This is a genomic window from Thalassolituus oleivorans MIL-1 (genome assembly GCF_000355675.1).
Taxonomy (GTDB): domain Bacteria; phylum Pseudomonadota; class Gammaproteobacteria; order Pseudomonadales; family Oceanobacteraceae; genus Thalassolituus; species Thalassolituus oleivorans.
Map to the genome: position 1 here is coordinate 3112798 of NC_020888.1, position 17744 is coordinate 3130541.

The following is a 17744-nucleotide window of genomic DNA, read 5'->3' on the forward strand; positions in this document are numbered from 1 at the left end:
TTTTCCCGAGGCGTTAATAAAATAAACATTAGTGTAACTCTCGGCGATAAATGACGCGTTGATGTCCGCGCCAAATTCCAAAAGACGCGATACCCTTCGGATCTTCATAAAAGCCATTATTGTCATAATCACCCTGTAACCAAGATGGCACGGCCAATGTGATTATTGCCTTGCCGGTATCGGGCGTTCCCGCCACCGCCGTAGGTGCTTGCAACAATAAGCCATCGGCATTGCTCGACCCACCAACTAAGGTTCCAGTAGAAGTCATTAATGCCGTCAGTGTATCTGCACTGGCATTAGCATCATCCCAGCCACTACAATCATCCAATATATTGATAAGGTAACCAGTGCCATCAAAATATTCGGCACGTAGAGGCAGTATTAAATTTTCGGTCTCAGGACCGTAACCATCCTCTAACCATATACGACCAAAACGCAACGATATCGCAGATGTATCAGGGCTAAAATTAACGAGAGAAGACACGGCTACGCCGTCACTATCAGCAATCGTCGTCGGAAAACTAAAATCTAAATCCGGTATAAAAGGTGCAACTTCAGCCACAGCGCTACGCTGATAAGTGACATCATCTAAAGCACTAAAGACATAGTTCATCACCCCAGAATCCGTAGCGGCTATGTTTAAACTGCCTTGGTTCGACGTCAAACTCACGGCCAATTTATTGTTATCCGTTCCATCTTGGCTGCCATCGGTGGTTGGCTCTACAATTCCAGAAAATACATTGGCAGCCGTCAATTTTGTATAACCAGTCTCTGTATAATTCGTAGTAATACCGTGGCCAACATTATGTGCTGTAAATGTGTATTCCGGTGCCTCTGCCCAAGTGGTCGTTTCTCCAGAATAAAGATTACCGGTAGAACACGTAGCCGCTAATCTACCTGGCGTTACTTCAGCAATTTCGAAATGATCAGGAATAAAGCGTCCTGTAGGACCGCTGCTATAAGTCACTAAGCTTGTACTGCTTAAAGAACCGAGTGCCGCGCCTTGGTATAGTGGAGGCGTGACATTAAAATTAAAAACGCCTACCTCAGATTCATTAATAGATACGGTATTAGCGCAGTTGTACCCGTTGTGGTCGTTGTATTAGTGCTACTCACATCGGTAACGAAAAATTCATCACTACCGACTTTAATAACAGCCTTCTGATTATTAACGGTGGCAATACGAGGACTTGAAAGCACTTCAACATCACCCTGAGTCTCTAACAGGCTCAAAGCACCGGTAAAATCACCAACATCGACATTAAGAGAAAAAATACCGCCAATTAAATCGGGGTTAGCGAGCGCAACAGAACTTTGGCTTGCCCATACATCGTTATTACCGGTTTGTGCTGCAATAGTGCTCCAATTAATACCTGCTTGATAACCATCGCTTAGAGTAACTTCAATAATTTTAGCTTCTATCAACACTTGCTTTTGCACACTTAATTCGGTTTGTTCGAGATAGGATTGCACTTGGTTTAATGTATTTGGCAAGCCGTGAACGATCACCAGCCCAGCATGAGCGTCAACAACAACGCGCGCGGTATCTTCATGACCAATCATTAAGGTTAATGTCTGCTGTAACTCTTCCCAAAACGAACTACCCGACTTAGTTTCTATCTCAGAGGAATTGCTGTTACTGCGGGTCGTTTCGCTCGTAGAGCTTGAATTAGAATCATTGCCACTACTTGAACTAGTAACCTCAACCTGACCACTGCTTACTTGCATGCCCGAACGGCCTTTGCGCTGTACGTTCAAGTAATTGATAGGGAAAATACGGGTTTGCGCCTTTTTAGGCAGAATTTGAATACCGTACGATGACTCGACAAAATCAAAGCCATAGATGTCGCGAACCGCACTTAATGCCTCCCGCACAGAAACATTATTCAAATTTAAAGTGATCGTGCCCGACACCTCAGGGTGAACAATTAAATTGTGCCCCGTACCGTCCACCAAACTGTTAAAAAAGGCTGCAGCAGGTACGTCATTTGCTACTACATCAAAGCGCTGATCTGCTCCATCTGGCACGATCAATGGCGGCAGTAATTGTTGCAAATTCAACTCTGCAGGTGCTACCGAATCGGCCTCCAGAAGCTTAGACTTAGAGGTCGTCTGCTCTTTCGCCTTCGGTTTTTCTTGCATCGGCGCACAACCCGAGACACTAATGAATACTAAGCTTAACACTAAGCTCATCACGTACTTTGTTATCTGTCGGCTAAATAATGTCACAACCGGATTCCTATTGACTCAACCGTTTGGTTTTATTAATTAAAGATAGAACTCGTTGCTTTTGCTTAATTTTTAATACAACTTCGTTTGCACTAATGCTTATAACTTTGGCGCTACCTACCATGTCACCTTCACGTACAAGCTCACCATTAACCACAGCGCTGGCACCGTTATCGGTTATCCGTATTTGCTGCAATTGATATCGTATTTCTTGTTTGAGTGCTTGCGATGGAACTGGCGCAGCAAATAAGCCTTCCGGCGGACGAGTTGGATCGCTTGCAAACGCAGGTGGTAGTAGCGCCGTCATCAAAGTAATAATAGCTATGAATTTAAACACCGAGCATGTCCTCCCGCGTACTGATAGTGAAGATCTCCAATACCAGCTCGCCATCAGGATACTTATCCACACGGTATTCCAATGCTTGCCAATATACTTTCCACGGCAGGCTATCTAAGCGTTTTAAATAGGCCACCAAACTATCGTAAGTCGCCGTCATTTTGACCCGAACACCATGGCGATATAGCTCAACATCAGCATATTCTTCACCAAGATCGACATCGGTTTGTGGCAAGTTTTGCAAACTAATTAAACGCAGGCGTTTATCTTGCATGAGTAGCTGCTCTAATACCGCTACCATATGCTCGGGAGAAACTAGCGAATTGGTTAATGCGGCTATACGATTATCTAAGCGCGATTGTTGCAGCTGAAATTCGGCTAATTCATTGCGAATCGGCTGATTGAGATCAATCACTGGGCTATTTTGTAGTCGCTCTAAATGGGCTTGTTGGCGCTGATTAGTCGCAACAACTTCATTTGTTTGCTTAAGCTCTGCATGGGCTGACTCCCAAATCGGTAGCAAAAGCACCCAAATAAGTAGCATACCAACTACGACATGCGCCGTTATTAATACGAGTTTTTGTTCACGCTCAGATAAGCCCCGATAAGCATCTAAAGCGCGCTCAACCTGCGGATGCTTCCACCACAAAGGAGTCATTTACGCACCCCCGAATCAGCAGCAGATGAGAGTAAATCTTGTGGGTGCCCACGGGTATCTAATTGAAAACGTAGCCACTGCTTATCAACTTCTTTTTGCACATCGATATAACGGAATGCTCGACGCTGATAAGCGCTCTTTTCTACAAGAGTGGAGACATATTTTGAAATCTTCGCGGGATCATCCACATACCCTTGCAGACCAATATGACGACCTTGATCTGAAATAGAAAACTGATTAAGCCAAACGCCTTTCACATTTTGATCACCCAACTGAGATACCAATTGGGTAAATGATTGGCCTTCTTCTAATTGTTGCTGAGTTAAATAGCGCAATACTTTTTGTCCACCTTCTAACTGGCGGCGCGCTAGATCGCGCTGCTCTGCAAGCCGCGCGTCAACAACCAGAGGGGGCCTTAATGCTTGAACTTCAACAATTTTTTGCTCTAAAAACTTTTGCTGCTGTTGTGCGTATTTCAGCTCCTCTCCTTGCCAAAACCAAAACAACATAAGCCCCAGAGCAATAACAACCATAGCCGCAACATGTATTGCAGCGCTTGTTATTATTAATCGTAATTCATGCGGAAGTTTCGGCGGCTGAAACTCTTCTGTATAAAAATTAAGATTTTGCTTAATTTGCCAACTCATAACTTAGCGTCCCTCCTAAAGCGGCCGCATATGACGCCGTTAACGGTGACTCCGTTAGTTGACGATTGAATGCTGTTTCGAGGGATAAAAGGCGAACCGGCGTATTAACATTACCTTCCAATTCAATTAATACATTGTCGATAGTCACGGTATCAGGCGGTAATACCCACAGCTGGCCTATGGATCCTAGACCTAGTTGGCTTTCGAAATAATCCATCGACCGCTGCACCTCAAGCGTCAGCATATCGCCACGACTACTATTCTCTAGAGTAAAGTCGCCGACCTGTGCCTCTTCAGGCATTAAATCATCGGTACCAAAATTTAAATGCCGCGTGAAATACAAAGCACCATCTTGATAGAGATAAATCATCCCTTCTTTTGGCTCTAGACGCAGCACTCCTACACTGGTTTCCGGCTCTAATGCCGCAACCAAATTAAGTAAACTTAATTCATCAATGGTCATCGTCTGCAATTCAAGATTTTCATCGCGACACCACTTAACGATATCGCGCAGATAATCGCGGTCGGCAATCGCTGCAAATGCCATCGACATACGCCCGCGATACGCGTCACCTGGCAACGGGAAAGCTTGCAGCAATTTATTCACTGCCGACTCACCGATCAGATCACGAATGCGAAAACCTAAGGCATCACTTAACTCATCATCGGCCACCGGCGGAGCATCCACTAACTGCAATTCATAGCGCGATTGATCCAAGCAAACCGTTACTGGGATACGCCCATAACGCTTGGACGCAAGCCACTGCGATAAACCTTGTAAGCCTTCTTCGTCTTGCTCTGAAGCATAGCTATCGACAACACCAGTAGCGTCGCGTAACACAGCAAATGCTTTGCCGTGATTTAGCTCAATTCCGAGACAATATGTATAGTTAGAACTTTTTTTCTGCCACGGCCAGCGCATGGCGACCTCACATCTAAGAGACACTGTAACTCCAGTGTAGACCACGCTCACAAAGTCGATGGTCTAAGGTTGCCTACCTGACTATAATGGCGACAAAATCGAACAAAGAAGCGAATAGATGTTCAATATTGTCCTGTTCGAACCAGAAATTCCGCCAAACACCGGTAACATTATTCGTGTTTGTGCCAACACTGGTTGCCAACTACACCTGATCGAACCACTCGGATTTGATATGGAAGAACGCAGCTTAAAGCGCGCGGGCCTCGACTATCACGAGTGGGCCCATGTGAAAATTCACAAAAATCTCGACGCCTTCTTGGCCAGCGAACAACCTCAACGGTTATACGCGCTTACCACCAAAGGCAGCACCCGCCACTCAGACGCAAGCTTTAAGCCCGGCGACTACCTGATGTTTGGGCCAGAAACCCGAGGGCTGCCCGAAGATGTGCGCATGCAGATTCCGCGCGAAAACTGGTTACGCTTACCCATGACAGTAAACAGCCGCAGCATGAACCTATCGAATTGCGTGAGTGTCATGGTGTACGAAGCTTGGCGACAAAACGACTACAGCGGCATGCTGTGATAGCGGAAGTTGAACGAATCAGCCCAATAACCAAAAAAGCCGAAGAGACCCTCAAGCCCACCGGCAAAAACTGATTCCGAACGGGTGGCCAGAAGTTGCTTATCGAGCCTCTGGCCCTACCCTACTTCAACAAGCAGCATCCGCAGATTTATTGATAGCTTTGTAGTTTATATACAGTATATCTAGCTAATTAACAGATTATTTGCGCGTTTACGTTCCACCACCCAAATTGTCATGCTCGAATTGCCGCAAACTATTAATAAAAATACAAGACTAATCAATAAGTTAGAAACTTGGGCAGATTGATAGTGTGCCAAATGTAAAGATCACACCAGCGTGTAAACGCGCATGCGCGTTTACACGCTATAGGTTCTACTTATTTAAGGCACTTTTCGTAGCATAGACAGTGGGTTAGACTCGAAACATAAAAAGGAAGCGAAGCGTCAAAACGCGCATGCGCATGAATAAAACTGTTATGTGTTACTGCCAAGAGGTCAATTTCATTGCCAGAGTTGAAAACAGTCGGTCTTTTTCTCGTCACCGCATTGGCAGAGATCGTGGGTTGTTATTTGCCTTACCTCTGGCTTCGTGAGGGCAAAACCATCTGGCTTCTGGTGCCAGGTGCTTTGAGTCTCGCAGCATTTGCATGGTTGCTTTCGCTGCACCCCACCGCTGCCGGCAGGGTCTATGCTGCGTATGGTGGTGTGTATATTTTTATGGCAATCGTGTGGCTTTGGGCCGTCGATGGTATTCGGCCAACAGTTTGGGATTTAGTTGGCTCAGCCGTTGCACTGGTGGGTATGGCTATCATCATGTTTGCGCCGCGCACCACATAACCAACTGTTGTAGTTCGTTCCGGGCCTCCGGCCCTACACCGGACGCCCATTTCGCTGCGCTACTTGGGCGCCGCTAAACAAGGGCGTTATGTGCAAACAATCAGAGGAATCGTCTTTTGCCAGAAATAAAAACGCTAGGCCTTTTTTTAATTACTGCTTTGGCGGAGATTATTGGTTGTTACCTACCATATCTTTGGTTACGTGAAGGGAAATCGATTTGGTTGCTGGTTCCTGCCGCTATTAGCTTTGCTGCATTTGCTTGGTTGCTGTCGTTACATCCAACCGCAGCAGGTAGAGTTTATGCCGCTTATGGTGGCGTTTATATTTTTACGGCTATCTTGTGGTTGTGGGCTGTCGATGGCATCCGTCCAACCACTTGGGATGTTGTGGGTTCTGGCATAGCACTTGTGGGTATGGCAATTATCATGTTCGCCCCACGCAGTACATAACAAGTTACTCAAACGGACGCTAAACAGTTGGCTAGTGCTCGTTCCTCGCCATTTTAGCCAACTATTCCGCGCCGCTTAGTAAAGCGTTAAGCGTCGAGGATGATATGGACAATCAGGAAGTTCGAATCATGGACAATATGGAGGTTCTTAGGTGTCTATGCCGCAAAGACATTCTTTCTATCGAAAGTGTTAAATTAATCGTGAAGAAGAATACGAATATTGATATCGAGGTGAGCAGTAAAAAAATCAGAAACATAGTAGGTTTTGATTTTTCTTTACGAGATGAACGATTCTTTGTGACGGAGAGAAAAATATCATATTACAATAAAAAGTACGGAACAACGTTAAAGCTTCAAGAAAGAATGCTTAAATTATCAATACCGATATTTTTTTATATTGGTGAAGGTACTTTAGATAGAGATATTAATACTATTAATTCATCGAAATATCCGATTGTAAGATCAAACGAATGGCTGTCTAATAATTTTTCCCCTGAAATTGCTTCAACATATCTAAATAAATACTTTTCTAAGAGTAACTGTCTGGGCGAATATAAAGACATAATATTTGAAGCTACTGAGGCTTATTATCTTTCGATGCCACATGTTGCAATCATGTCATTGCTTCCCGTTTTTGAGGCGGGGCTTAGAAACTTGCAACATAAAATAAATGGCTCTGACTTGACCAATGTCAGTTCCGAAAAATTCGAGAGTGGGATTGGCAGTATATTGTTCAATTGGGGTGAGAAAGTTCTAAAAGGATATGATCATTACCCAGGGAATGGTTATGACAATCAGGTTTTGTCTGATTTTTTAGTGCATCTGAACCCACAATGTGATGTCATATCTTCTTTTAAAATTTTCTTTCGTGAAGTGTTATACAAGCCAAGTAATGAAGAAAGTAATGGCTTTAATAGGCACATGATACTTCACCTATTAAAGAATGACTTCAATTCACCATCCAATTTTATTAGATTGTTCCTAGCGATAACACACATTACTTTCATTGAAGGTTTATATAATGAAGGGTTGTCTGTATTTTGGCCTGGTTCAGATGCTGACGATCAGGCATTAGGTGTATATTTTCGTGCTCTCGAATCGAAGATCGGGACCCCACGCAAAAAGCTTGTGGCCAGCTTAGGCTTTGGGAGTTCTCATGTTGACGCTTAACAAACGCGTCAAATGCGACACTCGTTCCTCGTGCGCTTTACACGGGCGTTGAGGCTGTAGAAAAACCTATTTTTCACGTCTATTTTTGATAAAATAGAGCCACTCACATGGAGTGGTTCTTATGCCTAAATTTAAGCCATACAACTACAACCAAACGTCAATGGTCGTGATTAACTATCAAGATCAATTGCAACCAGGTACGTTTGAATACGCTATTCATTACCTCATCGATCAAAAGCTCGATCTTTCCATCTTTAATCCAAATTATAAAAATGATGACTGTGGCCGTCCGGCTTACGATCCAGCGATATTATTAAAAATAATTTTATTCGCTTACTCTAAAGGCATCACTTCGAGTCGAGAAATTCAGTGGTGCTGTGAAACTAATATCATCTTTAAAGCCCTGTCATGCGATAGCGTACCGCATTTCACCACCATCGCCAGTTTCGTCAGTAGCTACCCCAAAGCCATTGAAGAATTGTTTGAACAGATCCTATTAGTCTGTCATCAGCAAGGTTTATTGAGCAATGAGCTGTTCGCCATTGATGGTTGTAAAATGCCATCTAATGCCGCGAAAGAATGGTCTGGCACGTTAAAAGAGCTAGAAGATAAACGTGATAAATTAAAACGCCAGATTCGTCGTTGCTTAAACGAACATAAGAAATTTGATAAACAAGATCCTGATACTGTAGAACGACAACGCCGAAGTCAGCAGACTCTCGATACCTTAAATAAAGCGTTTGATAAGGTCGATCAATTCCTAAAGACAGCAGCCCCAAGGATGGGGCAAGGTAAACGGCCAAAAGAAGTAAAAAGTAATATTACCGACAATCAGTCGGGAAAAATGACAACCAGTAAAGGCACTATTCAAGGCTATAACGGCGTAGCAACCGTTGATCGAAAGCACCAAATCATTATTGATGCGCAAGCCTTTGGCGAAGGCCAAGAGCACCACACACTCAAGCCCGTGCTGGAAAATATAAAGGTTCGCTATCAAAGGCTAGGGATAAGAAAGGACGTTTACACAGGCCGCTACAAAGTCACAGTAACCGCTGATACTGGCTTTGCGAATGAACAAAATATGCAGTACCTGCATAACAATAAAATAGATGCCTACATTCCTGATAATCAATTCCGCTCGCGTGATCCAAAATTTTTTGATCAAAAGGAAAAGTACGGAAAGCGTCATCAAGAAAAGCCAAAGAGCGCACGTCGCAACGTCATCCCGGCGACAGAATTCAAATTCGATCCAACGGCAATGACCTGCTATTGCCCCGCAGGCGAGAAGCTCAGTTTTCGTGGTGAGCGTTTGAGTGAAAGTGGGCAATCCAAAGCCTTCTTCGAAGGTCGATTATTGCAATGCAGAAACTGCGACTTAAAACATGAATGCATGGAAAACCCCGAAGCCGCGAACCATCGCAAAGGCGCAGGACGGCAAGTCTCCTTCACCATCAACGACAAACGCAAACCCACGTATACAGATTGGATGAAGCACCGAGTGGACAGTGACCATGGTAAGCACATTTATAGCCATCGAATGTCGACAGTAGAGCCAGTCTTTGCCAATATAGGAACCAATAAAGGCCTGAAACGGTTTGGCTTGCGAGGCAAAGCGAAAGTTCAAGGCCAATGGCAGTTGTACTGCATGATTCACAACATAGAAAAGATCATGCGGTACGGTGAATTGGCAAGATAAAGCGGATATTGAGCGTGATAGCGGCTCTTAGAAGATTAATTATCTAAAAAGCTAGAATATTGCCGAGATAACCAAAAGTAGATTCAATTTTTATTAATTATCGAATTGGATCATTAACAAAGGAAGAAGCCTGAAGAAATGGCCAAGAAATAGGTTTTTCTACAGGCTCGTTATAACTTATTACCAATATTCAAATAAGGAGGTTATTTATGCAAATTGAAGATCTATTTTTTGCACCTGAAGATCTATACAGGCTTGGAAATTCATCTAGCCCTCGTCTTACAAATGTTAGACGTCCGAAGGATGTTGATACCACAGAATTAAATGGCATTACTGTTATTATTGCAAATGGAAAGGGTGTTTCGCTATCAACTAAAGAGCGTTTAGATAAAACCCCTATGTCTGGTTGGGTATGGAAGATAAGCAGAGGAACACAAGTTCCCACAGGTTTGAAATTACTTAACGACCGTCCCGGTCACTATAGTATTTGCCCTATTACAAATATGCCACTTGACGAATTTATAGGCTTGCTATCTAAGTTGGCACTAAAGTGTACTAAAGTATTCAAAAAAGAGGTTATGTAAGTGGCGAATATTCGTGAGCTTGAAGTTAAATTGAATGATTGGGAAGCCCGGTACGTTCTGGAAGCACTTTCAAGAGAAATGGAACGTTTAAAAGCAATAAATTACGAATCAGAAGATGAGGACGAAGCCGCAGATGCAGGAAACGACTTCATGGAGATATCTAGTCTTTATGAGAACGTATCGAAAAATGCAGTAAAAATTTTTGGTGAACAGATTCTTGATTTTAGCCGAGAGAAGTTATAACAAACCGCTGCACTCTGACACATACTGCTACGCTCGTTTTTGTGTCTGTCGCTGCGCTTCATTTTTACACAAAAACGCTCTCCACAGTATGTGCAGGTGAGCGGGGCGTTAGCACTCAGGGAGAGTATGAAGTACTTAATAATATTGATTTTATTGCCGCTAGCTGTGATGGCTAATGAAAGTACATGTTACGGAACCACTTCCAATGGAAGCTTAAAGGATGGCGTAAAATTACCTTCGAGTGGTAGTAACTTTGAAGGCTATAGTTCTATAGCGAGCATTGCGGGTAGAACGTACGTGCACTCTACAGTGCGCGATATTATTGTGACGTCTTACAAAAGTCTCGAATTAGAGCATCCTGAAAAAGTTTTTAAGTACGCTGAAACTGGTTTTAAGGAAGGGGGGCAGTTTAAGCCTCATAAAACCCATAGAAATGGCCTGTCGGTAGATTTTATGGTTCCAGTAGTAAACGAAAATGGTGAGTCTGTTCATTTGCCAACAAGCCCTCTAAATAAATTTGGTTACAATATTGAATTTGACCAAAATGCTAAATATGAGCAATATCAAATCGATTTTGAGGCAATGGCTGCTCATATTGTTTCATTGCATAAAGAAACAAAACGCAGAGGTTATGATCTTTGGCGTGTAATTTTTGACCCAGAGCTTCGGCCTTATTTGTTTAAAACAAAGTACGCTGAATACTTACTTAAGAATATTCAATTTTCAAAAAAGCGTTCATGGGTTCGTCATGACGAGCACTATCATATAGACTTTGAAATACCCTGTAAGTCATAGTGCTAACAAGTGTAGTCACCTGACACAAATTGCTACAAGCGTTAGCCATAAAAAGACTCGAACAATGAATGAAGTACGCATCCCATATATGCCAAATAAAACTATCTTTATTCTGGCAATTTTTTTCTTTGTAGCCTGCGCGGGGGTTATGGGAAACGTGGCCGCCTCGAATGACCGAGGACTTATTCTTAATCGAATAATTGAATTTTCTCCGCAAGGCGCCACCATTTTTTACTGGGTCATAAGGTTACTAGACTGTCTTCGTAAGTAACTATATGGACTATCATTATTACTGGCGTAATGCGCCCGGCAGTGATGCGACAAAACCGCTTTAAACTATTCTCCAAACGGTCACTGACTTATGTCGACCTATTGACTACTGGTGATTCTCCCTAAGATCTAACGACTTTTAATAATCTTACGGATGAGGGTGTACCATGACATTACGGATTTTAATTTCGTTATTATTTGGCGCAATGCTTTCAGCTTGCGGTGGTGTGGATGAAGGTATTCCGCCGATAACATCTGGCGGCACAACAGCCAGTTGTATTCAGGATACTTGGAGCCGAAATATCCCCGGCATCGGTGGCGGGTCGGTTGAACTAACCTACGAATTCTTAGAGGATGGCACCTATATTCAGCGCAGTTATGTCGATAATATTTCGACAGCTGATTATATTTCTGGAAGCCCAAATACCAATCTTGATATCGACGTTCTACCGGGTTTATCCATTGATCTAGGTGCCATGCTAAATCTTCTTGAGCCTTTTTATTCAGAAGGGTATTTTTATACCCAAGGCACTTGGGTGCTTGAGGAAAGCTCGGGCATTATCACATCGACACTGCCTAAGAATGAGTTTGGGCACTCAATTTGGTCTGCAAGTTCTGCCAAGCGAGATTTTGATAGAAATAATCCGACGCCCTCTCAGGTAGCAAGTAATACGATCGATCAATACGCCTACTGTAAGGGTGATCGCCTTGTTGTTGGTGCTTTTTATAAAGAAGACGACAGCAATATCGCCGGACTATGGGACAACCTTAATTCCGAGTTTTATGTGGCAGAAGACTATGTCGGTGCCACTCAACGTTTTCGTTCAGAAGATGGCGAAGTATATGCCAAAAAGCCCTTTGCGATGACATTGCTATCTAACGGCTACGCACTACGCCAGTGTGCACAAGAAGGGGAAATGCGTGGCGGGAATAATGCCTCATTTTACAAAGTTACGTCTGATAACAGGGTCACTCCGACCGGAGGGCTTCTGCCACCTAAAGTCGATGTCTATACCGATTATTATGAAATGCTGAGTGATGCCTATTACTACCGACTTGATAGTGGATTACTCAGTCGAGTTGATATTAATTCTGGCGATATTACCGAGCTTTTGGAGCTTGATAAAGACACTAAAGTTCGCACGCAGGCGCGAGTCACTGGCGGGATAGTTATTAGTACCTACAAGGTTGACGATAGCAATGACACCCTACTTTTCATCTCCGACAACTCGAATGACGTTTTACAAGTAACGCTTGAGCGCGGCGTTTTCTCTGGGCCTTGGAGTGATGGTGAGCTTGTACTCCTAGCCAATAATGACACCGGCTTGATACACAAAGTCGACCTGATGACGGGTAGCCTGACTGCGATTCCTTTTGAAGGTGCTCCTGCCAATGACTTCGGTATCTCTGGTTAATGAGCAGCTTATCGTCAGCTCAAAGTCGGGCAACCTTCATCAGTTTTGGACCTATTCAGAGTCTGTTCAGGCGCTTACATTACTCGCATCCGTCAGCGATACCGGCTCTGGCTACGCATCAATCATTGCGGGTGACGGGGGTTTTGATGTCTTCATAAAAAGTGGTTATAGAAATGAATCGCTAGGTCGTATTGTGCATATCAGTGAGGCCGATGGTTACACCGCGACGTCTGACGTCAGCCTGAATTTTATCAAGTTTGAACCAAAGGGTGCTGCTACTTCGAAGTACTTCATCTTTAATAGCAACGGGGCTGGTTCTTACCAACTTTCTTTATTAGACGTCATAACACAAGAAATCAGTGTTATCTCTCCATCCGGTGTGCAGGTGAGTAATTCGTTCACCACTAACAGCGATGGTTCCAGAGTTATTTATTCGATTGGCGGCCTCGTCACATCAGAAGCGGGGCAAGTGGTTGTGATCGACATCGCTGAGAACGGTACTGTTTCTCACCAGATCATTGACGCTGGGCGTTCCGTTCAATACGCCTCAGCACACTCTGGTGATGTTTCTGCTTTCTATGTGCAAGATTACTCAGACGAAGGCGATTCTAGGTCGCGTCTGTTTGCGGCGACTGGAACCGGTGCCGATATGACATTGGTGACGGATGAGTACACTTTTGGATCGAGTTCATCAGCAAATGGGGACGACTTCATCGTAAACGAACAGCATCTACTAGCACCCGCAAGAGATGAATACAGCGCTCACGAGTTGATGCTTTACAATAAGTCGTCACAAGAATTTGATTTTTGGGATCTCAATAAGGTTCCTGATGTCAGTTCGTCGCCTCGCCTGTTGGGCACCATTGGAGGTGAAACCTTAATATCAGCTTGGAACCTCGAAAACAGTTGTTACGAGCCGGAAGGACTTTTGAAGTTTGAAGGTCACTATCTTTGGTATGAAAACAATTACAAAGGCTTTGCTGGCGTACAGTGGTTCACTCGTAACTGAGTCATTTAAAGTGAATGCTTTAGCAATATAAGAAAACAAAAAAACCAGCGCTAGGCTGGTTTTTTATTGCACTAACAACCAACTCTCTTAGTGAGTTGGTTGTTCCGCTGATGATTGCTCAGCTGCTGCAGCTTGTGCTTCTTGCACACGCTTCTGATACAGAGCTTCGAAGTTAATCGGAGCCAGCATCAACGCCGGGAAACCACCTTTAACAACTAAGTTATCAATGCTTTCGCGCAGATATGGGAACAGGATGTTAGGGCACATAGCGCCTAGCATTTGTCCTAGTTGTTGTTCTGGGATGTTAACCATGGCAAACAAACCACATTGAACCAATTCAACCAAGAAAGCGGTTTCGCCATCGTTGGTTGCTGTAATGGTGACTTTTACAGACACTTCGTAGTGTTGCTCGTCAACCTTACGACCACCACTGTTTAGATCTAACTTGATCTCTGGCTTCCACGCTTTGGTGAAGGCTGCAGGCGAGTTAGGTGCTTCAAATGATACGTCTTTAACATATATGCGTTGCAGCGCGAACTGCGGTTGCTGATTCTCAGCCATGATGTAGTCCTTCTTAATTATTTTTTAACGAGTGGCAGGTTTTGGTTGTTCCATTCCATCATTCCGCCTTTCATTCGCACTGCGTTAAAACCTTTCTCACGCAGCATCTTGCCTGCCACCCCGACCGTTTGACCGGATTTGCATACCAATATAATGGGGTTGTTTTTGTGGCGTTCAAGCTCGCTTAAGCGAGAAGCCAAATTTGCGTAAGGAATGTTCACTGCGCCCGCCAAATGACCGGTAGAGAATTCCTTCTTATCGCGAATATCCACTACTAAGGCATTCTCGCGGTTGATCAGGTGGGTGGCTTGCGCTGTAGACACAGAATCACCACTACGGCGATTGTTATCCCACATAAGAGCGACAACAAAGGCACCCCAGATCGCGATCAGACCAGCGTGATTGCCAACAAACTCGAAAAGCTGTTCCATAATTACCATCGTCATGAAAATCGAAGGCGGCAGTATACCGCCTGAGTGCCCCGCCCACCACCGGCGATGCACATTCCTTCCATGACTTACAAGGCCAGAGCGGTCTTTTTGAGATCCGGTACAAGCGCGGAGAGTTCGGGTACAATAGCCGCGTTGTAGCTACAAAACTGAGTGTTTTTACATGAAATCGCGTCCAACACCTACTGCGTTAATCATTCTTGATGGCTGGGGTTATCGTAAAGAAACCCAAAACAATGCTATCGCCAATGCTAATACCCCCACTTGGGATCGCTTGTTAGAGCAATACCCCAACGTGCTGATTCAAACCTCCGGCGAAGCGGTTGGCTTGCCCGATGGTCAAATGGGTAACTCTGAAGTCGGCCATATGAATTTAGGTGCCGGACGAGTGGTTTATCAAAACTACACTCGTATCAATAAAGCTATTAAAGACGATGAGTTAAGCAAAAACGCCGCCCTGTGCGCCGCGATGGATAAAGCCATTGCCGCAGACGGTGCTGTGCATTTTACCGGTTTGTTGTCTCCGGGTGGCGTACATAGCCACGAAGATCACCTTATTGCTTTACTTGATATGGCCAAAGCCCGCGGCGTTAAACACGCCTATGTGCATGCTATTTTAGATGGCCGCGATATGCCTCCTCGCTCCGCAGAGCCGTCGCTTGCCAAAGTAGAAGCGCATTGCGCGAGCTTAGGCAACGCCAGCATCGCAACTGTGATTGGGCGCTTCTTCTCAATGGACCGCGACAATCGCTGGGATCGTGTTGCTAAAGGTTATGTTGCGATGACAGAAGCTCAAGCACCCTTTACCGCTCCAAGCGCAACAGCCGCACTTGCCGCTGCTTATGAACGTGATGAGAACGACGAGTTCGTGCAAGCCACTGTGATTGGCGATGGTTCTGGCGTGGTGAAAGATGGCGATAGCATCATTTGTTTCAATTTCCGCCCAGATCGCGCGCGTGAAATTACTCGTGCATTTGTTGATGGCGATGAGTTCACTGGCTTCGAACGTGCTGTTCGCCCAGCACTTTCCGACTACGTCATGCTGACCGAGTATGCCGCCACGATTAAAGCCAGCTGCGCCTATCCACCAGCTACGCTAACGAATGGCATCGGCGAATACGTGTCTTCATTAGGCATGAAACAGTTGCGCATTGCCGAAACAGAGAAATACGCTCACGTTACTTTCTTTTTCTCGGGTGGCCGTGAAGAAGAATATGACGGTGAAACTCGCATTCTAGTGCAATCTCCAGACGTCACGACCTACGATTTGCAACCAGAAATGAGCGCGCCAGAAGTAACGGCAAAGCTGGTTGATGCCATTAAAAACGGTGGTTACGACTTAATCGTCTGTAACTATGCTAACGGCGACATGGTGGGTCATACCGGTGTGTACGATGCAGCGGTAAAAGCCGCCGAATGTATCGACGATTGTTTAAAGCAAGTCACCGATGCCATATTGGAAGTCGGCGGCGAATGCTTAATCACAGCCGACCATGGCAATGCCGAGCAAATGCTCGACGACCAAGGCCGTGCCATGACTCAACACACCACAGGCCCTGTTAATCTAATTTACGTACAAGACCGTGAAGAAGCCGTTAACTTGCGTCCTGGTAGTCTGGCCGATGTGTCTCCAACCTTACTTAGCATGATGGGTATCGCTCAGCCTGCTGAGATGACAGGTGAATCTTTGGTCGGCTATGGCGACTAAGTGATGTCTCTGCGCTTATTGGCATTTGCTTTGATGTCTTTGTTCATCATCAGCCCTGTGTGGGCCGATGATGACGAGGCGCGCCTGAATGAACTGAAATCTGAAATCAAAAAGCTCGAACAGTGGCTCAACTCTGCCAAAGACGAGTACGCCGATCTTAACAAGTCGTTAAAACAGTCGGATGAAGAAATTGGTGCTCTGCTCAAACAAATACAACAAACCCAGACTCAGCTGCGAGAGGAGCAAGCCCGCCTAAAAAAGTTGCGCCTGGAGCAAACGCAGCTCCACCAGCTTCAAACTGAGCATCAGCGTCACCTGTCTCAGCAAGTGATTGCTTCACGCAATATGGGTGATGAAAGCGCTCTGCGTTTGTGGTTAGCCCAAGATGATCCGCAGCAATCTCAACGCTTAATGCGTTACTTCAGCTATTTTAATCAAGCCCGAGTCGAGAATATTGAACACACCATGGCCGAACTGGTGCGTCTTGATCAAATCGCTGAGCTCATTGTGCAACAAGAACAAGCGCTGAAGTCCACTGAACAATCCTTGCTCAACAAAAACAAAACGCTTAGTAGTAAACGCAAAGATCAGCAAAGGATCTTGGCGAATCTCAGTAAAAAGATGAATACTGAGTCGCAACGACTGACGCAGAAACAAGCCGACCGCAAACGCTTGGAAAATTTATTAGCTGAAGTCGAAACGATTTTAGCCAACAGTCCACGCCAAAATGACGAGCGCCCGTTCAGTAAAATGAAGGGGAAGTTGCCACGCCCAGTGGCAGGACGGGTGTTAAAAGCCTTTGGTAACGCCAATAGCGATACCATGTCGCGCTGGGAAGGCTGGCAAATTAGCGTGCAAGAAGGCGCAGAAGTACGAGCGATTCATCATGGTCGAGTGGTGTTTTCTGATTGGTTGCGTGGCTTTGGCTTACTGCTCATCATTGATCATGGCCAAGGTTACCTCAGCTTGTATGCGCACAATGAAACACTGTTACGTGATGTAGGCAGTTGGGTTAATGGTGGTGATGTTGTGGCAGCTGCTGGTCGTAGTGGTGGATTAACAGACCCCGCCCTATATTTTGAAATTCGTTACCAAGGTCGGCCCCAAGATCCTGCGGTTTGGATACGTTAGACATCTGAGTTAACACTCTGTGACTTTTGTGCCATGCTTGGGACAGTCGTACC

Annotated in this window: 20 protein-coding genes; 12 read left to right on the plus strand and 8 right to left on the minus strand. The window is 44.8% G+C overall.

What is annotated here, in order from left to right; genetic code table 11:
• Positions 1-28: 28 nt before the first annotated feature.
• The 6 genes from TOL_RS14275 to TOL_RS14300 are packed head-to-tail and all read right to left on the minus strand — an operon-like array spanning position 29 to position 4817.
• A complete protein-coding gene (locus TOL_RS14275) occupies positions 29-1060 on the minus strand; it encodes a DUF6701 domain-containing protein (RefSeq protein ID WP_338055009.1) in 1032 nt (343 codons plus the stop codon).
• Positions 1042-2229, minus strand: coding sequence for a pilus (MSHA type) biogenesis protein MshL (locus TOL_RS14280; protein ID WP_051052427.1), 1188 nt, complete (start codon positions 2227-2229; stop codon positions 1042-1044). The genes TOL_RS14275 and TOL_RS14280 overlap by 19 nt, the downstream gene beginning before the upstream one ends.
• Before the next feature lie 10 nt (positions 2230-2239).
• Positions 2240-2566, minus strand: coding sequence for a hypothetical protein (locus TOL_RS14285; protein ID WP_015488067.1), 327 nt, complete (start codon positions 2564-2566; stop codon positions 2240-2242).
• Positions 2559-3224 (minus strand): type II secretion system protein GspM, encoded by a 666-nt coding sequence (gspM, locus tag TOL_RS14290; protein WP_015488068.1) that lies wholly within the window; start codon positions 3222-3224, stop codon positions 2559-2561. Before gspM ends, TOL_RS14285 begins: the two co-directional genes overlap by 8 nt.
• On the minus strand, positions 3221-3871 hold the full coding sequence (locus TOL_RS14295; RefSeq protein ID WP_015488069.1) for a hypothetical protein: 651 nt from the start codon (positions 3869-3871) through the stop codon (positions 3221-3223). Before TOL_RS14295 ends, gspM begins: the two co-directional genes overlap by 4 nt.
• Positions 3855-4817, minus strand: coding sequence for a type IV pilus biogenesis protein PilM (locus TOL_RS14300; protein ID WP_144055378.1), 963 nt, complete (start codon positions 4815-4817; stop codon positions 3855-3857). Before TOL_RS14300 ends, TOL_RS14295 begins: the two co-directional genes overlap by 17 nt.
• 94 nt (positions 4818-4911) lie before the next feature.
• Between TOL_RS14300 and trmL the strand changes: the two genes are divergently transcribed.
• The 10 genes from trmL (at position 4912) to TOL_RS14355 (ending at position 13842) form a co-directional block, all read left to right on the plus strand.
• Positions 4912-5376, plus strand: coding sequence for a tRNA (uridine(34)/cytosine(34)/5-carboxymethylaminomethyluridine(34)-2'-O)-methyltransferase TrmL (gene trmL, locus TOL_RS14305; RefSeq protein WP_015488071.1), 465 nt, complete (start codon positions 4912-4914; stop codon positions 5374-5376).
• 503 nt (positions 5377-5879) lie between these two features.
• Positions 5880-6212, plus strand: a complete 333-nt coding sequence (locus TOL_RS14310; RefSeq protein ID WP_015488072.1) for a YnfA family protein — start codon at positions 5880-5882, stop codon at positions 6210-6212.
• Between the two features lie 116 nt (positions 6213-6328).
• A complete protein-coding gene (locus TOL_RS14315) occupies positions 6329-6661 on the plus strand; it encodes a YnfA family protein (RefSeq protein WP_015488073.1) in 333 nt (110 codons plus the stop codon).
• Between the two features lie 104 nt (positions 6662-6765).
• A complete protein-coding gene (locus TOL_RS14320) occupies positions 6766-7830 on the plus strand; it encodes a hypothetical protein (RefSeq protein ID WP_144055379.1) in 1065 nt (354 codons plus the stop codon).
• 121 nt (positions 7831-7951) lie between these two features.
• Complete coding sequence (locus tag TOL_RS14325; protein WP_015488075.1) at positions 7952-9526, plus strand: IS1182 family transposase; 1575 nt, start codon at positions 7952-7954, stop codon at positions 9524-9526.
• A gap of 209 nt (positions 9527-9735) precedes the next feature.
• Positions 9736-10110, plus strand: a complete 375-nt coding sequence (locus TOL_RS14330) for a Tse2 family ADP-ribosyltransferase toxin (RefSeq protein ID WP_015488076.1) — start codon at positions 9736-9738, stop codon at positions 10108-10110.
• Positions 10111-10353: a hypothetical protein gene (locus TOL_RS14335; protein WP_015488077.1), complete on the plus strand. Its 243-nt coding sequence runs from the start codon at positions 10111-10113 to the stop codon at positions 10351-10353.
• Positions 10354-10479: 126 nt separating this feature from the next.
• Complete coding sequence (locus tag TOL_RS14340) at positions 10480-11148, plus strand: penicillin-insensitive murein endopeptidase (protein WP_041588519.1); 669 nt, start codon at positions 10480-10482, stop codon at positions 11146-11148.
• Between the two features lie 437 nt (positions 11149-11585).
• Complete coding sequence (locus TOL_RS14350; protein WP_015488080.1) at positions 11586-12833, plus strand: hypothetical protein; 1248 nt, start codon at positions 11586-11588, stop codon at positions 12831-12833.
• Positions 12811-13842 carry a hypothetical protein gene (locus TOL_RS14355; protein ID WP_015488081.1) on the plus strand — a complete coding sequence of 344 codons (1032 nt, stop codon included), beginning with the start codon at positions 12811-12813 and terminating at the stop codon, positions 13840-13842. The genes TOL_RS14350 and TOL_RS14355 overlap by 23 nt, the downstream gene beginning before the upstream one ends.
• An 87-nt stretch (positions 13843-13929) precedes the next feature.
• Here TOL_RS14355 and secB read toward each other — a convergent pair whose 3' ends face one another.
• On the minus strand, positions 13930-14403 hold the full coding sequence (secB, locus tag TOL_RS14360) for a protein-export chaperone SecB (protein WP_015488082.1): 474 nt from the start codon (positions 14401-14403) through the stop codon (positions 13930-13932).
• Between the two features lie 17 nt (positions 14404-14420).
• Positions 14421-14834, minus strand: a complete 414-nt coding sequence (locus TOL_RS14365) for a rhodanese-like domain-containing protein (protein WP_015488083.1) — start codon at positions 14832-14834, stop codon at positions 14421-14423.
• A 181-nt stretch (positions 14835-15015) separates the two neighbouring features.
• On the opposite strand from TOL_RS14365, the gene gpmI reads away from it, so the two are divergent.
• Both gpmI and TOL_RS14375 read left to right on the plus strand, forming a co-directional pair.
• Positions 15016-16560: a 2,3-bisphosphoglycerate-independent phosphoglycerate mutase gene (gene gpmI, locus TOL_RS14370; RefSeq protein ID WP_015488084.1), complete on the plus strand. Its 1545-nt coding sequence runs from the start codon at positions 15016-15018 to the stop codon at positions 16558-16560.
• 3 nt (positions 16561-16563) lie between these two features.
• Positions 16564-17691, plus strand: coding sequence for a murein hydrolase activator EnvC family protein (locus TOL_RS14375; RefSeq protein WP_015488085.1), 1128 nt, complete (start codon positions 16564-16566; stop codon positions 17689-17691).
• The last annotated feature ends 53 nt before the right edge of the window (positions 17692-17744 follow it).

What these genes read in the sequence shown, in the direction of transcription:
- TOL_RS14350 (WP_015488080.1), top strand. Translation starts at nt 11,586, where the DNA reads ATGACATTACGGATTTTAATTTCGTTATTATTTGGCGCAATGCTTTCA.
- TOL_RS14295 (WP_015488069.1), bottom strand. Translation starts at nt 3,871, where the DNA reads ATGAGTTGGCAAATTAAGCAAAATCTTAATTTTTATACAGAAGAGTTT.
- TOL_RS14365 (WP_015488083.1), bottom strand. Translation starts at nt 14,834, where the DNA reads ATGGAACAGCTTTTCGAGTTTGTTGGCAATCACGCTGGTCTGATCGCG.
- secB (WP_015488082.1), bottom strand. Translation starts at nt 14,403, where the DNA reads ATGGCTGAGAATCAGCAACCGCAGTTCGCGCTGCAACGCATATATGTT.
- TOL_RS14355 (WP_015488081.1), top strand. Translation starts at nt 12,811, where the DNA reads ATGACTTCGGTATCTCTGGTTAATGAGCAGCTTATCGTCAGCTCAAAG.
- TOL_RS14340 (WP_041588519.1), top strand. Translation starts at nt 10,480, where the DNA reads ATGAAGTACTTAATAATATTGATTTTATTGCCGCTAGCTGTGATGGCT.
- TOL_RS14375 (WP_015488085.1), top strand. Translation starts at nt 16,564, where the DNA reads ATGTCTCTGCGCTTATTGGCATTTGCTTTGATGTCTTTGTTCATCATC.
- gspM (WP_015488068.1), bottom strand. Translation starts at nt 3,224, where the DNA reads ATGACTCCTTTGTGGTGGAAGCATCCGCAGGTTGAGCGCGCTTTAGAT.
- TOL_RS14325 (WP_015488075.1), top strand. Translation starts at nt 7,952, where the DNA reads ATGCCTAAATTTAAGCCATACAACTACAACCAAACGTCAATGGTCGTG.
- TOL_RS14330 (WP_015488076.1), top strand. Translation starts at nt 9,736, where the DNA reads ATGCAAATTGAAGATCTATTTTTTGCACCTGAAGATCTATACAGGCTT.
- gpmI (WP_015488084.1), top strand. Translation starts at nt 15,016, where the DNA reads ATGAAATCGCGTCCAACACCTACTGCGTTAATCATTCTTGATGGCTGG.
- TOL_RS14320 (WP_144055379.1), top strand. Translation starts at nt 6,766, where the DNA reads ATGGACAATCAGGAAGTTCGAATCATGGACAATATGGAGGTTCTTAGG.
- trmL (WP_015488071.1), top strand. Translation starts at nt 4,912, where the DNA reads ATGTTCAATATTGTCCTGTTCGAACCAGAAATTCCGCCAAACACCGGT.